The organism is Nocardiopsis moroccensis (genome assembly GCF_055763695.1).
The window spans coordinates 2630845-2645763 of record NZ_CP199747.1; the positions used below are offsets into that span (position 1 = coordinate 2630845).

Consider the following 14919-nt stretch of genomic DNA (forward strand, 5'->3'; position numbering starts at 1 on the left):
ACCAGCTGGGAGTTCTCAGGGGTGGTCCAGGGGAACCAACCAGACCACCCGCCCCCACCCATGGTGAAGGCCGATGGCCACGATTGCTTCCTCAGATACCCAACAGCGCGCCCCCCGGTGCTTCTAGTCACCAGAGGTATGAGTCCGATTCTCTTCAGCCACTCCCGAACACCTGCCGGCCATCAAGACCAGCACGCTCGGGTCCACTTTCGAGTCCGACCAACGATAGGAAAAAGTTGGCCTTCAAAAGACTCCTTAGAAAGGAGGTGATCCAGCCGCACCTTCCGGTACGGCTACCTTGTTACGACTTCGTCCCAATCGCCAGCCCCACCTTCACTCATTCCCTCCCCGAAGGGTTAGGCCACAAGTTTCGGGTGTTGCCGACTTTCATGACGTGACGGGCGGTGTGTACAAGGCCCGGGAACGTATTCACCGCGGCGTTGCTGATCCGCGATTACTAGCGACTCCACCTTCATGGGGTCGAGTTGCAGACCCCAATCCGAACTGAGACCGGCTTTAAGGGATTCGCTCCACCTTACGGTATCGCACGCCCATTGTACCGGCCATTGTAGCATGTTTGCAGCCCAAGACATAAGGGGCATGATGACTTGACGTCGTCCCCACCTTCCTCCGAGTTGACCCCGGCAGTCTCCCATGAGTCCCCACCATTACGTGCTGGCAACATGGAACAAGGGTTGCGCTCGTTGCGGGACTTAACCCAACATCTCACGACACGAGCTGACGACAGCCATGCACCACCTGTCACCCACCAACTAAATGACCCTGTATCTCTACAGGTCCACGGGTGATGTCAAACCTTGGTAAGGTTCTTCGCGTTGCGTCGAATTAAGCAACATGCTCCGCCGCTTGTGCGGGCCCCCGTCAATTCCTTTGAGTTTTAGCCTTGCGGCCGTACTCCCCAGGCGGGGCGCTTAATGCGTTAGCTACGGCGCGGAAACCGTGGAAAGTCCCCACACCTAGCGCCCAACGTTTACGGCATGGACTACCAGGGTATCTAATCCTGTTCGCTCCCCATGCTTTCGCTCCTCAGCGTCAGGTAAGGCCCAGAGACCCGCCTTCGCCACCGGTGTTCCTCCTGATATCTGCGCATTTCACCGCTACACCAGGAATTCCAGTCTCCCCTACCTACCTCTAGCATGCCCGTATCCACTGCAGAACCGGGGTTAAGCCCCGGTCTTTCACAGCAGACGCGACACGCCGCCTACGAGCTCTTTACGCCCAATAATTCCGGACAACGCTCGGACCCTACGTATTACCGCGGCTGCTGGCACGTAGTTAGCCGGTCCTTATTCCCCACCTACCGTCAACCCCGAGAGAACCCGGGGCCTGCGTTGGTGGTAAAAGAGGTTTACAACCCGAAGGCCGTCATCCCCCACGCGGCGTCGCTGCATCAGGCTTTCGCCCATTGTGCAATATTCCCCACTGCTGCCTCCCGCAGGAGTCTGGGCCGTGTCTCAGTCCCAGTGTGGCCGGTCGCCCTCTCAGGCCGGCTACCCGTAATCGCCTTGGTAGGCCTTTACCCCACCAACAAGCTGATAGGCCGCGAGCCCATCCCTGACCGATAAAACTTTCCACACACCACCAGGAGATGGTGTGTCATATCCGGTATTAGACGGCGTTTCCACCGCTTATCCCGGAGTCAGGGGCAGGTTGCTCACGTGTTACTCACCCGTTCGCCGCTCGTGTACCCCGAAGGGCCTTACCGCTCGACTTGCATGTGTTAAGCACGCCGCCAGCGTTCGTCCTGAGCCAGGATCAAACTCTCCATAAAGGTCCTACAACCCTACCCGGCGACCCGAGGGTCTGCCTGGGACGGGTAAACCTAGAAGAAATCCTGACCAACCAACTCGCGTTGGTTAATCAAAGGAACCCTACGCACCGTGGTGCGTCGGGGCCAAAACAAACATGGCTTAAAGAAAATCAAACACGCGCTGTTGAGTTCTCAAGAAACAATCGCTTTTCCCGTACAAGCTCCGGAACTTGTGTTCCGGTTGCTCTTCCGTGGAAGGCTTTGTCGCGGTCCGGCCGCTGTTGCGGCTTTCTCGCTGTGTTGTGTCTTTACTTTATCAGGTGTTCCGCGCCCCGCCAAATCGGCGGTTTGTGTCTTTCCTGATCGGGGTAAAGCCCGTGTGCTCCGTTTGCCTTTGCGTTTCCGCCGTGTTGGCTTCCACCGGGCTTTTGAAGCGACTCTCCGAAGTTTACATGCCCCGAGCACCGCTCGAACCACCGTGTTTCGAAAAGAGGTGTCTGTGATCGCGGTCCGGTTCTGGGCCAGCACCCGAAGTGGGTCCGCCCGCCGTCCCGCAGCGACTCGTGCAACTATAGGCAAGGCGGGGGTGGACGTCAAGTCAGGACCCGGATCGGATGCCGTCTCGGCAACCCGGGCCTCAGTCACCCCTGTTCGGGCGGCTTCTCAAGGCCCTGACGTGCGCGGTCCTCACACCCGGATCGCGCTGTTACGTCGGCTGTTGTCAGACAACAGCCATCTTGCCCGCATCATTCCAGGACCAAACCAGATCTTTGACTCCGAGCCCCGCGTCCGGGCACCGAGCACACCAGGTCCCCTCCACAGGGCCCCGGGTACAGCGAGGGCCGACCCCCGGAAGGGGCCGGCCCGTGGTTCCGGCAGATCAGACCAGTACACCCACCCGGAGGGCTCGCCACCCGGTGCAACACCTACCCGGCGCACTCGACCATCCGGCTACTCCGCCACTCGAGCACTCCACCGCTCGGCTGTTCGATGCGCCTAACCCTGGAGAACGACGCCGCCGACGTTGCGCTTGCCCTTGCGGAGCACGACGAAACCGCCTCCGAGTACATCGTCGGCGCTGAGCCTGGCCTCGACGTCGGTCACCTTCACGTTGTTCACGTAGGCACCGCCCTCCTGGATGGCGCGGCGTGCCGCCGACTTGCTGGGGGCCAGGCCGCTCTGGGCGAACAGGTCCACGACGAGCAGGTCGCCGACCGGCCCGGAGACCTCGGCCTTGGGCACCTCGGCCAGGGCCGCCCCCAGGGTGGGCCCGTCCAGCTCGGACAGGTCGGCCCGGCCGAAGAGCGCCAGACTGGCCTCCTTGACCTTGCGGGTCTCCTCCGCGCCGTGCACCAGAGTGGTCAGCTGCTCGGCGAGTGTGCGCTGGGCGGCACGGGCCTGGGGGCGCTCCTGGGTCTGGCGCTCCAGGTCCTCGATCTCCTCGCGGGAGAGGAAGGTGAACACCTTGAGGTAGCGGATGACGTCGCGGTCGTCGGCGTTGAACCAGAACTGGTAGAAGGCGTACGGCGAGGTCAGTTCGGGGTCGAGCCAAACCGTGCCGGACTCGGTCTTGCCGAACTTGGTGCCGTCGGCCTTGGTGAGCAGGTTCGTGGTCAGTCCGTGCGCCTGCCCGTGCGGCTCGTTGCCCTCGATCCGGCGGACCAGGTCCAGACCCGCGGTGATGTTGCCCCACTGATCGGAGCCACCGGTCTGGAGCGTGCAGCCGTAACGCCGGTAGAGCTCGACGAAGTCGTAGGACTGCAGGAGCACGTAGCTGAACTCGGTGTAGCTCATCCCCTCACCGTCAAGGCGGCTCTTGACCGTCTCGCGGGCCAGCATCTGGTTGATGCTGAAGTGCTTGCCGACGTCACGGAGCAACTCGATCGCGTTGATCTCGCCCAGCCAGTCACCGTTGTTGGCCAGGACCGCGTCCGTGGGCCCGGCCTGTTCCCCCTCGGGGGTGAAACGCAGGAAGGCCGAGAGCTGCCCGGCCAGGTTCCCGACCCAGCCCCGCACCGTCTCCATCGAGTTCATCTGCCGCTCGGCGTTGGGCTTGGGGTCACCGATGAGTCCCGTGCCGCCGCCGACGAGGGCGATGGGGCGGTGCCCGGCCTGCTGGAAACGGGCCAGGGTGAGTGCCTGGGTGAGGTGGCCGACGTGCAGGCTTCCCGCCGTCGGGTCGAACCCGCAATAGAGGGTGATCGGACCATCGGCCAGCGCCTTGCGGAGTGCGTCAAGGTCGGTCGTCTGCGCGATCAGGCCGCGCCACTGGAGTTCGTCGATGATGTCGATCACTGTGTAGCTCTCTTGTTGTCTAGGCGGGCCCTTCGGCCCGATCTGCCCCGCAGTGTAGATCCTGTGCACCGCCGGGGCACCCGGTTATCCCTCACACGGCCACGCTATCGGTTGGACGTCACCCCAGTTCACGCGGCCACCGGCAGCACCGGTGCCAACCCTGCCGCCGATACCGCCGCCGACGCCGCCCCGAACATCCGGGAGGCGGGGCCTTGACCAGGTTGGCTAATGCCATTAGCTTTTTGGCTATAGGCATGAGCCCATCGACTCGTGCCGCGGACCAGGGAGCACCCATGCACCACCTCCAGCGCCCCGAGGGGCGGATCGCCTACGACCTGTACGGAGCCGAGCACACCGGAACCACCGTGATCTGCGTTCCCGGCATGTTCGACCACCGGTCCTCCTTCAGGTTCGTGGGCGCCGCACTCGCCGCCGCGGGGCACCGCGTGGCCGTTATGGACCTACGCGGTCACGGGGACAGCGACACCGCCTTCGACGACCACACCGACCACGCGGCGGCGACCGACGCGACCGCCCTGGCCGAGGAGCTGGGCGGAGGGCCGACAGTGATGGTCGGCAACTCCTTGGGGGCCGGAGCGGTGACCATCGCCGCCCTCGACCGCCCCGACGTGGTGGCGGGAATCGCCCTGCTCGCCCCCTTCCTACGGCCGCCCAGGTCCACCCGGGCGACCAGGGCCCTGCAGAGGGTCCTCCTCACCCGCCTCTGGGGTCCCCATGCACTGGCCCTCTTCTACGACAGGCTCCACGCGGGTCGGACTCCGGAGGGGCACCGCGAGCAGCTGGGGAGAATCCGCCGGATGCTGCGCCCCGCGGACCGCTACCGCGCGGTCCTGGCGACCGTCAACGGCCCGAAGCGGTCGGTGGAGTGGATCGAGGGCTCCGAACATCCGAACGCCGAGGCGGTCGTGGTCATGGGAGAGCGGGACCCCGACTGGAAGGATCCCCGAGCCGAGGCCCGGTGGGCGGCCTCTGTCGTCGGCGGCCGTCTCGTGATGGTGCCCGACTGCGGCCACTACCCGCAGTCGCAGCACCCCGACGTCGTGGTGTCCGTCATCACCGAGCTCATCGAGAGGGTGGACGCCGGTGCCTAGGGCCGGTCTCACCCCCGAACTGGTCGCCGCCGAGGCCGCCGCGCTCAGTGACGAGGGAGGGTTCGAGGCCCTCTCCCTGGCCGCGGTGGCCAAACGGTTCGGAGTCGCGACCCCGAGCCTGTACAAACACGTCGACAGCCTGGCCGGGCTGCGCCGGGAGGTGTCCCTCCTCGCCGTGGCCGAACTGAGCGGCCGTCTCCAAGCCGCCGCGGTCGGAAGGTCCGGCGCCGAGGCCGTGCGCTCGCTGTTCCGGGCCTACCGGAGGTACGCGCACGAGCACCCCGGCGGCTACACCTCGATCCAGCAGGCCCCCGCCCCCTCGGACACCGAGGCGTACGCGGCCTTCGCCGGACCCGTCGAGGTGATCGCGGCCGTACTGCGCGGGTTCGACATCCCCGAAGGCCAGATAGTGCACACGATCCGTGCGCTGCGCAGCGCCGTACACGGGTTCATCGACCTGGAGGCCCGGGGCGGGTTCGGGATGCCCGAGGACATCAACGAGAGCTACGACCTACTGGTGGAGGGCTTCGTGCGCGCCCTGGAGCACTGGCCCGAACGCACCGCGAGGAACGGACACGAGGGAGAGAACTGATGCTGGCTGGACACTTCGGGGTGGCGGGGGCCGTCAAGGCCTGGCGACCCGGCATCCCCATGGCGGCACTGCTGGTCGCCACCCAGTTACCGGACCTGGTCTTCGCACCCCTGGCCGTCGCCGGGATCGAGACCGGCGCCCCCGCCGAACCCGGCCTCTCGGGTTACGGCTCCCTGCTCATCACTGCCGAGTACTCGCACTCCCTGGTGGGGAACCTCCTGCTGGCCTTTCTGGCGGGCCTGCTCGTGCACTGTTTCCTCCGGAAGCGATGGGGGCGCGACGCGGGCCTGCTCGTGGGCGGTGTGGTGTTCAGCCATTGGCTCCTGGACCTGTTGGTGCACCGCCCGGATCTGCCCTTCCTTCCGGGCGCCGCCGGGGACCTCCCGCTGGTCGGTCTGGGACTATGGGAGACCCCCGTGGCGGCCGCCATGGTCGAGGGCGCCCTGGTCGTGGCCGGGATCGTGTCCTACACCTGGCGCACCCTCCGCGAGCGGCCCGGTCGGCGGCGGGCCTGGGGGTACAGCGCGGGCATCGCCCTGCTGTTGGCGGGATCCTTCCTGTTCGACCTGCTGGGCTGAACCGCCCGAGGCGTCTGTCCCTGGTTCCATCGACCCCGCGGCGCCACTCCGCTGGTTTCACCCCTCCCGCCCCACCGGTCCCACCGGTCCCACCGCCCTCAGTACTCACACCGCTGACGGCAGGACGCCCGGCGAGGAAGAACCGCCCCCGGGTGCTGTTAGGAACTGGCCATTCGATGGGCCAAGCTTGAAGGGCCCGGACCGGACGACCCGCCCGTCGCGGGAAGCAAGACAGTGTTGGAGTTCCCTGATGGCCAAGAATCCCTCCTCCAAGAGCGGCAAACCCGCGTCCAAGCTGACCGCGATCGCCGGAACCGTGGTCGGCGCCCTGGTGATCGCCGCCTTCGTGCTGCAACAGCTCGGGGTGATCGACCTGGAGACCGACGACTCCGCCACCGCTCCCCAGGGCTCCTCCGGTACCACGTCCTCCGATGTCGAGCAGGCCGGACAGCAGATGGAAGAGCTCCGGATCGAGGCCGAGGAGGACCCGCCCGGATACGACCGCGCGCTCTTCCCCCACTGGGACTCCGGCGTCGAGGGCAACTGCACCACCCGCCAGGTGGTCCTGCTCCGCGACGGGGAGAACGTGGAGACCGACGACGACTGCCAGCCGGTGTCGGGGTCCTGGTACAGCGAATTCGACGGGGAGACCTTCACCGAAGCGCAGGACATCGACATCGACCACATGGTGGCCCTGAAGGAGGGGTGGCGGTCGGGCGCCCACGCGTGGTCGACCGAACAGCGGCAGAAGTTCGCCAACGACCTCGACTCGTCCCAGCTGTGGGCGGTGAGCGCGTCGAGCAACCGCTCCAAGGGCGACTCCGACCCGGCGGACTGGCTGCCTCCGCTGGAGTCCGCGCACTGCGACTACGTGGTCTCCTGGATCGAGGTCAAGCACGTGTGGGACCTGACCGTGGACCCGGACGAGGAGGCCGCGCTGCGGGAGGTCCTCGAAGGCTGCTGAGCCCCGCCCCGCCACCGCTCCGACTAGGCCGGGTTCTGCCGGCCGACGCCTCGGGCGGTGGCGAGCAGTTCCTCCTCCCCGAGCAGGCCGAAGGGGTCGCGGACCTCGACCGCGACCCCCTCGTCCGGGGACCAGAAGGCCTCGTTCCCGCCGTACAGGCCGGGCGTCCCGTTGTTGTCGAAGTCCTCGAGTTCCCAGGCGTCGGGGTCGCGCTCGTGGTAACGGGCGAGGAAGGCGCGGACCGCCGAGAGGTCGGTGAGCTCCTCCCCGCGCAGGACCAGGACCTGGAGCAGTACCTGGAACCCGCCACCGTCCTTGGCCTGTTCCCAGGCCCGGGAGGTGAAGGAGACGCCCTCCCATTCGTAGTTGAAGTCCGCGGTCGAGGCCTCCGCCCCGATCCGGGCGGGCAGGTGCCCGATCGTGAATCCGTCCAAGGGTCCTCCTCGAGGGCCGACCGCGGGCGCGGCCGCCGTGAGAACGATCGCGAGCACGGTGGCGAGGGCCACCGGGGCCCACCTGGTCAGGGTCATGGTCACCTCCGCCGATGACCACGGGACCGTCCCGGACCACCGGTTCCTCCATGGTCGGCCGGGACGGCGGCCAGTACCAGGGTGTGTCCGAACCTGTGGATAACTCCGTTCCGACACGCCCCGTACCGTTTCGGGCGCGGATCAGTGCCTCCCGACGAACCCGTCATACAGGAACTCGGCGATGGCCAGGGCGGAGGTGGCCGCGGGCGAGGGGGCGTTGCGCACGCACACGACACGTCCGCGGGTGTCGACGTGGAAGTCGTCCAGCAGGTCTCCGTCCCGGCCCAGGGCCTGGGCACGCACCCCTGCGGGGGCGGGGCGCAGGTCCTCGGCGGTGAGCTCGGGGAGCAGGCGGCGGGCCTGGCCGGCGAACACCGCCCGGGAGGCCGACACCAGGGTCTCCCGGGCGCCCACGGCCCAGTGCCTGCGGGCGAGCCGCCAGAACCCGGGCCAGGCCAGGGTCTGCGCGAGTTCGCGGACCTGCAGGTCCCGGGCCCGGTAGCCCTCGCGTGCCGTGGCCAGGAGGGCGTTGGGTCCGGCCATCACCTCGCCGTGGACGTGCCGGGTCAGGTGCACGCCCAGGAAGGGGTACCGGGGGTCGGGGACCGGGTAGAGGAGCCCGCGTACCAGACCCCGGCGTTCGGGGGCGAGCTCGTGGTAGTGGCCGCGGAAGGGGACGATCCGCGGGTCCGCGGATCCTCCGGCCATCCGGGCGAGCCGGTCGCTCTGCAGGCCGCCGCACAGGACCAGGCGGTCGAACCGGTGGATGACCCGTTCCGCCTTCGGGTCCCCGGCGAGGACCTCCGCGCCGTCGTGGTCCTGCCTCAGGTCGATGACAGGGGTGTTGAGCAGGACCCGGCCGCCGGAGCGGCGTACGTCGTCGGCGAGCTGCTCGGCGACCGCGACGAAGTCCGTGATCGCGGTGGTGGGCGAGTGCAGGGCCGCGACCCCGGCCGCGTGGGGTTCGATCTCGCGGATCCCCTCGGGGCCCAGCCGGGTGACACCGGGGACGCCGTTCTCCCGGGCCCTGCGCTCGATGCCGTCCAGGCGCGCTTCCTCCTCGGCGCCCACCGCGACGAGCAGCTTGCCCGCCTCCTCGTAGGGCAGGCCGTGCTCGGCGCAGTAGTCCCTGAGCAGACCGACGCCCCGGCGGCACAGGGTGGCCTTGAGGGATCCGGGCCGGTAGTAGAGCCCGGCGTGGACGACACCGCTGTTGTGGCCGGTCTGGTGCGCGGCGACCCGGTTCTCCTTCTCGATGACGGTGACCCGGGTGCCGGGACGGTGGCGGGTGATGTGGCGGGCCAGGGCCAGCCCGACGATTCCCGCTCCGACGATGCCGATGTGTTCGGTGCTGCGCATGGGCGCACGCTAGCAACAGCCGGACGCGGACGCCCGCGGGAGGGCCGGTTCGGGGCGCGGCAGGGCCCGGGGGTCCTCATAGGGAGCGCAGCCCGACCAGGACGGCGTGCAGGATGTCCTCCCGGCCCAGGGGGCGGGAGGGGCCGCAGCGCTGCAGGGAGCCGTCGGAGACCATCTCGGCGACCATCGCGCGAACCTGACCGGTGGGCAGACCGACAGCCGCGGCCAGTTCGGCCACGGTCCGGGCCCTCAACGCGTGGTTGAGGATGGTCTCCCGTTCAGGGCGCAGCCATTCGTGGCGTCCGGGGGTGCGGGCCGCCATGACCAGGGTGAGCAGATCGAGGTCGGCGGACGTGGTGGTGGGCGGCCCGGGGCCTTCCGCGGCCCCGGCGTCAACGGCGTAGGGGCGCAGGAAGCGCTCGGTCTGCGCGTCCTCCCCCCGACCGACGGGTCTGGGCTCGTACCCCTCGGAGCGGCTGTCCGTGCCGCGGTCCGTCAGGCGACGGGCGTGGCGGCCCTCAACGCTCACTGGGCCCTCCTCTTGGCGGTGTCGGGAAGGATGAGGTGTTCGGCGGTGAGGGCGGGTCGTGGGGACCCTGGCTGCCGGGGTGCCCGAACGGCCCCTGCGGACCGGGGGCACCGTTCCGGTGGCGGGGCCCGGAGCGCCCCTGTTCCCCCGAGTGCCCGAACGGCCCCTGCGGACTCGAGGGGCCGACCTGGTTCCAGGGCCCGGGGAGGCCGTTGGCCCCCTGGGCTCCGGACGGCGCCCGGGGTCCGGAGCCCGGGAACGGGCTCTGGGGGGCCGGAGGCGGCACCCGCCCCTGCGGCCCCGAACCGCCCAGGGCGCCGGGGAAGGCGGGGGCGCCCACGGGGGCGCTGGTAACCGTGAGCGGGGCGTCCGCGGGCTCCAGGAGACTGTCCGGGACCAGGGCGGTGGCCAGGGTGCCCCCGTAGGGCGAGGGGTTGAGCCACACGCGGACACCGTGCCGTTCGGCGAGGCGGGCCACGACGAACAGTCCCAGCCGGGGGTCGTCGGGCAGTGCCATGACGTCGAACTCCGGCGGCCGGGTGAGCGTGCGCTCGGCGGCCGCGTACCCCTGTTCGGACATGCCCAGGCCGCGGTCCTCGATCTCCACCACCAGTCCGCCGCCGACGGGACTGCACCTGACGTCGACGGGGGTGCCCGCCGGAGAGAACTGGGTGGCGTTCTCCACCAGTTCCGCGAGGAGGTGGACGATGTCCGCCACGACCTGTCCGTGCATGAGCACCCGGGGGGCGGACATCAGCCGGACCCGGTCGAAGTCCTCGGTCTCGGCGATGGCCGCGCGCAGCACGTCCACCAGGGGCCGCGGCTGACGCCAGCGGCGGGCCGACTGGCCGCCGCCCAGGATGATGAGGTTGTCGGCGTAGCGGCGGGCCCTGGTGGCCAGGTGGTCCAGGCGGAAGAGCTGGCGCAGGGCCTCGGGGTCCTGTTCGTTGTACTCGATCTCGTCGAGCAGCCTCAGTTGGCGCTGGACCAGGGTCTGGTTCCGGAAGGCGATCCCGAGGAAGGCGCGGTTGGCGCCGCGTCGGATCTCGGCCTGCCGGACCGCGGCCTCCACCGCGGTGATCTGGGCGCTGTCGAACGCCTCGGCGACCTGCCCGATCTCGTCGTCTCCCTCCTCGTCCAGGGGCGGGAGCTCGTCCACGACGTCGACCTTGCTCCCCCGTTGGGCGCGGTCGATGATGTCGGGCAGGTCGGCGTCCCGGTCCAGGATCTGTTCGCGCAGGCAGGCGAGGCGTTCGGTGAGACGGCGCGAGGACCGGCTCACCAGGGAGATGGCAACCACCCCGCCGAGCAGGGTGACGGCCGCCGCGGCCACCCCGAGGGCGACCCTGAGGAGTGCGGCGCTCCACGCCAGGTCCACGGTGCGTTCGGTCTGGGCCTGGGCGACCTCGCCCAGGGCGAGGGCGGCGGCGGGCGAGGAGGCGTCCCACTCGTCCGCCTCGACATCGATCTCCGAGTTCCATTCCGCGAGGGGCTCCTGGCCGGGGACCGTCTCGTCGGACTGGGCGACCGGGGGCCGGGTGACGACCCTTCGGCTGAGCCCTTCGGCGGTCGTCCAGGCCTCCTCCTCCAGCAGCGCCTCGTGCTGGGCCCTGATACTCGGATGCATCGCGTGGGTGACGGCGCCCAGGGTGGCGCGGTAGGAGGCGGTGAGGAAGGTGAAGTGCGCCGTCTCCTCGTAGGTCATGCGTCCTGCGGGGATGACCCCGGCGAGCAGGGCGTCCGCGGTCGCGTAGTCCTCCCGTGCGGCGAGGAGCTCCCTGGTGAGGACGGCGTCGGTGAGGTTCTCCCCGCCCTCGGTGGTGTGCAGCAGGGACGTGGCGGTGTCGGTGAGGGAATCGAGGAGCCCCCCGTAGCGGAAGAGGGTCTCCTCACGGTTGGCCGAACCGTCGTCGACGGCCGTTCTCAGCGCGGCGAGTTCGTCCGGGCTCTCGGCCAGCGCAGCAGCGTTGCGGTTCACCTCGTCGTCCCGGCCGCCGCGCAGCCGCTCGGCCAGGGTCACGGCCTCACCGAGGGCTCCGTCCGTACTCTCCCGTTGCTCGTCCAGGTCGTCCTGGAGGGTCGAGGTGTCACCGCTGTCCCGGATTCCCAGATGGACCATGGACAGGCGGCGTTCGGCACGGAGCTCGGTCGCCGCTCGGGAGAGGGTCTGCGTGCCCTCCTTGGCCTGGCTGACGGCGCTCATCAGCTGTGCCGCCTGGACCGTGCCGAGTGTGGCGACGATGAGCCAGAGCGCGAGAAAGCACAGGCTCGGGATCAGCACGATGCGGGTGAGCTGCCCGCGGATCGTCCTGGTGGACGCGTGAGTTCTGCGCATGGCCCCCTCCAGCCCGTGCGGGTGCCGAGGCGTCCTGGACAGGTGCCGCGGCGGCTTTCGGTCCTGCCGAGGCTATCGAAAAACCATTGCCGTACGTTGTCAAACAATCACGACTAGTTATCCTTCTTTGCGGAAGCGTCCACCGCCGCCCGTGTTAGGGCGTGTCGCGACCGGGGGAAAGAGCAGGTCACACCAATCAACGCAACAGGGCCGCCCGGAGGTCCGGGCGGCCCTGTGCAACAGGATCCTGGCGGGGCGTGTCGCGGAATCAGGACTCCGGACGGTGTCGGGAGCCCACCGGCGCGGGAAGCTCCTCCGCGGTCGGAGGCTGTTCCACACCGAGCGAGTTCAGCACCTCGGCGTAGCGCAGCGCGGCGATCTTGCCCAGGAGGCTGTCCGCGCCCAGGGGTGTACCCGCCCGGGCACCGAAGCGCTCGGCGAGATCGGCGAGTTGGTCCGCGGGGATCTCCGGCCCCAGCGCGCTGGGCGCGATGACCGGTCGCTGGCAACCGCCCTGGCGGAGCTGGGAGACGACCTGCTCCAGCGCGGCCTCGTTCTCCAGGTCGGCGGGGAGCACGGTCAGACCGAGCCGGGCCGCGAGCAGGACCGCGGTCACGCCCGCGGCGCCCACGGCGCCCTCTCCGCCGACGGCACCGACGACGACGCCGTCGGCCATGGTGGTGTTCCGAGCCGTGACACTGATCAGGCGCATGCGGTCGGCCCGCACGAACCCGGCCTCGGCCAGACGCAGGTGCAGCACCTCGGCGAGCATGGGGTGCGGACCCAGCCCCTCGGTGACGCGGACGTCGGCACCGGCCTCGGCCACCGCGGCCTCCACAGCGGCACTGGTCCCCGCGTGCGGAGCCGTGACCAGCGGAACCACGACGCCGGCGAGGGGACGGTCGCCGGATTTCTCCAGCCCGCCCAGGGCCTCGTCGAGGCTGTGTTCACGGCCCTCGGTGTGTCCGAACCTGATGGTGACCTCGGGGCGGTAGGCCCGGACGAGATCGGCCATTCGGGCACCGATCAACTCACCGTCGGCGTCCCTGGCCTGTTCAGCCGTGCCCGGGACCGCCATGATCAGGGCGGGGGTACCGAACCAGTTGTCGAAGGACAGCGGGTTGCGGTGGCGTCCGGAACGCCGCTTGGGCAGTTCGCGTGGGGGAAGTCGGTCAGAGTTTCGCATACCAGGATTCAGACGAGAGGTGGATGGGCGCACCGCCGAAGCGGTGGTCACTGCCGCGACATTGTAGCGTTCAACACCACATTGCCGGGCGTATCTCCTGAACGTATACCGGACCGACACGGTGCTGGGGAGCGGGGCACCCGGTCAACCGCTCAGAGCCGGGCTGCGGCTGTGGATGACGTGGGTGACCAGTCGGACGAGGACCTCCTTGGCGGATTCGCGTTCCCGTGCGTCCGCCATCAGCACCGGGACCTCGGCCGGTACGTCGAGGGCCTCGCGCACCTCCTCCGCCTCGTAGGGGGTGGACCCCTCGAAGCGGTTGACCGCGACGACGAACGGGACCCCGCGCCGTTCGAAGTAGTCCACCGCGTGGAAACAGGTGTCCAGGCGCCGGGTGTCGGCCAGGACCACGGCGCCCAGGGCGCCCTCCGCCAACTCGTCCCACATGAACCAGAAACGGTCCTGCCCTGGCGTGCCGAACAGGTACAGCACGATGTCGTCGTTGATGGTGATGCGGCCGAAGTCCAGGGCGACCGTGGTGGTGGTCTTGTTCTCCACGCCCCCCAGGTCGTCCACCCCCTGACTCGCCTCGGTCATCACCTCCTCCGTGCTCAACGGGGTGATCTCGCTGACGGAGGCCACCATGGTGGTCTTGCCCGCGCCGAACCCCCCGGCGACGATGATTTTGACGGCCTGCGGGATCGCCTCCTGCGCGCCCGGCCGGATCTCAGAGTCTGCGGATGCCATCGAGTACCGCCTGAAGTACTTTCTTCTCGGGAAGCTGGGCCACGGGCATCGCTGCCCGGGTGCGGACGTCGCCCTCGGCCACGAGGTCGCCGATGAGCACCTTGACCACCGTCAGGGGCACGTCGAGGCGCGCGGAGATCTCCGCGACCGATATGGGTCTGCGACACAGCGTCAGGATCGCCTGGAGTTCGGGGCCCCGGGGGCGGTCCGCACGGTCGCGGGCGGCCACCACGATCGTGATCAGGTCCAGCCCGCGTCCCCCGGCGCCGGGCCGGGTCCGCCCCTTGGTCATGGTGTAGGGCCGCACCAGCGGTCCTGCGGGCGCATCGCCCGGGGTGACCCCGTTGGAGGGGCCCTCGGAGGTCGGGTGCCCCCGCCCCCGGTGCCAGACCGGGGGCTGGCTGCGGGAGGGGTCGGGACCCTCCTCGCTCCGCACCGCCGGGGCCGCACCCGACAGCGGTGACCCGCGCTGTTCACCGAAGATACTCACGATCCTCCGCCTCCCATGGCCGTGAGCCGGCCCGGGCGCCTGGGTGCCGCGGTCAGGAACTGGCCGACCCGTTTGACCCTCAGATTCATCTCGTAGGCGACCAGGCCCACGTCCGCGTCCTCCGTCGCCAGGACCGCCAGACAGGCCCCCGCCCCCGCGGCGGTGACGAACAGGTACGAGTGCTCCATCTCCACCACGGTCTGGCGGACGTCCCCGCCGCCGAAGTGCCGCCCCGTCCCCCGGGCCAGGCTCTGGAACGCCGAGGCCAACGCGGACAGGTGCTCGGCGTCCTCCGAGACCAACCCCCGGGAGCGCCCGAGCAACAGGCCGTCGGCCGACAGCACGATCGCGTGGCCGGCCCCGACGACACGGTCGACCAGGTCGTCCAGGAGCCAGTCCAGGTTGTCCGCCGCCTTGCTCTTGCCCACCAT

General features: G+C 69.2%; 13 protein-coding genes and 1 rRNA gene. 4 read left to right on the plus strand and 10 right to left on the minus strand.

What is annotated here, in order from left to right; translation table 11 throughout:
- Window positions 1–259: 259 nt before the first annotated feature.
- Together ACUKCB_RS11685 and tyrS are read right to left on the minus strand one after the other, a co-directional pair.
- Window positions 260–1792 (minus strand): 16S ribosomal RNA (locus ACUKCB_RS11685).
- A 975-nt stretch (window positions 1793–2767) separates the two neighbouring features.
- Window positions 2768–4066, minus strand: coding sequence for a tyrosine--tRNA ligase (tyrS, locus tag ACUKCB_RS11690; RefSeq protein ID WP_473040530.1), 1299 nt, complete (start codon window positions 4064–4066; stop codon window positions 2768–2770).
- A gap of 293 nt (window positions 4067–4359) precedes the next feature.
- Here tyrS and ACUKCB_RS11695 point away from each other — a divergent pair, with 293 nt between their 5' ends.
- The 4 genes from ACUKCB_RS11695 to ACUKCB_RS11710 all read left to right on the plus strand — a co-directional run bounded on the left by ACUKCB_RS11695 (window position 4360) and on the right by ACUKCB_RS11710 (window position 7312).
- Entirely contained in the window at window positions 4360–5178 is an 819-nt protein-coding gene (locus ACUKCB_RS11695) for an alpha/beta fold hydrolase (protein WP_473040531.1), read from the plus strand.
- Window positions 5171–5770, plus strand: a complete 600-nt coding sequence (locus tag ACUKCB_RS11700; RefSeq protein ID WP_473040532.1) for a TetR/AcrR family transcriptional regulator — start codon at window positions 5171–5173, stop codon at window positions 5768–5770. Before ACUKCB_RS11695 ends, ACUKCB_RS11700 begins: the two co-directional genes overlap by 8 nt.
- Window positions 5770–6348 carry a permease gene (locus ACUKCB_RS11705; RefSeq protein ID WP_473040533.1) on the plus strand — a complete coding sequence of 193 codons (579 nt, stop codon included), beginning with the start codon at window positions 5770–5772 and terminating at the stop codon, window positions 6346–6348. The genes ACUKCB_RS11700 and ACUKCB_RS11705 overlap by 1 nt, the downstream gene beginning before the upstream one ends.
- Window positions 6349–6598: 250 nt before the next feature.
- Window positions 6599–7312, plus strand: a complete 714-nt coding sequence (locus ACUKCB_RS11710; protein WP_473040534.1) for an HNH endonuclease family protein — start codon at window positions 6599–6601, stop codon at window positions 7310–7312.
- A 23-nt stretch (window positions 7313–7335) separates the two neighbouring features.
- Here the strand turns inward: ACUKCB_RS11710 and ACUKCB_RS11715 are convergent, their stop codons facing one another.
- The 8 genes from ACUKCB_RS11715 to ACUKCB_RS11750 all read right to left on the minus strand — a co-directional run bounded on the left by ACUKCB_RS11715 (window position 7336) and on the right by ACUKCB_RS11750 (window position 14919).
- On the minus strand, window positions 7336–7842 hold the full coding sequence (locus ACUKCB_RS11715) for a hypothetical protein (protein WP_473040535.1): 507 nt from the start codon (window positions 7840–7842) through the stop codon (window positions 7336–7338).
- 141 nt (window positions 7843–7983) lie between these two features.
- On the minus strand, window positions 7984–9201 hold the full coding sequence (gene lhgO, locus ACUKCB_RS11720) for an L-2-hydroxyglutarate oxidase (RefSeq protein ID WP_473040536.1): 1218 nt from the start codon (window positions 9199–9201) through the stop codon (window positions 7984–7986).
- Window positions 9202–9277: 76 nt separating this feature from the next.
- Window positions 9278–9730, minus strand: coding sequence for a DUF742 domain-containing protein (locus tag ACUKCB_RS11725; protein ID WP_473040537.1), 453 nt, complete (start codon window positions 9728–9730; stop codon window positions 9278–9280).
- Complete coding sequence (locus ACUKCB_RS11730; protein WP_473040538.1) at window positions 9720–12065, minus strand: sensor histidine kinase; 2346 nt, start codon at window positions 12063–12065, stop codon at window positions 9720–9722. Before ACUKCB_RS11730 ends, ACUKCB_RS11725 begins: the two co-directional genes overlap by 11 nt.
- 268 nt (window positions 12066–12333) lie before the next feature.
- Entirely contained in the window at window positions 12334–13251 is a 918-nt protein-coding gene (locus tag ACUKCB_RS11735; protein ID WP_473040539.1) for a sirohydrochlorin chelatase, read from the minus strand.
- A gap of 144 nt (window positions 13252–13395) precedes the next feature.
- Window positions 13396–13998, minus strand: coding sequence for a GTP-binding protein (locus tag ACUKCB_RS11740; protein ID WP_473040540.1), 603 nt, complete (start codon window positions 13996–13998; stop codon window positions 13396–13398).
- On the minus strand, window positions 13979–14434 hold the full coding sequence (locus ACUKCB_RS11745; RefSeq protein WP_473040981.1) for a DUF742 domain-containing protein: 456 nt from the start codon (window positions 14432–14434) through the stop codon (window positions 13979–13981). The genes ACUKCB_RS11740 and ACUKCB_RS11745 overlap by 20 nt, the downstream gene beginning before the upstream one ends.
- 50 nt (window positions 14435–14484) lie before the next feature.
- Entirely contained in the window at window positions 14485–14919 is a 435-nt protein-coding gene (locus ACUKCB_RS11750) for a roadblock/LC7 domain-containing protein (RefSeq protein WP_473040541.1), read from the minus strand.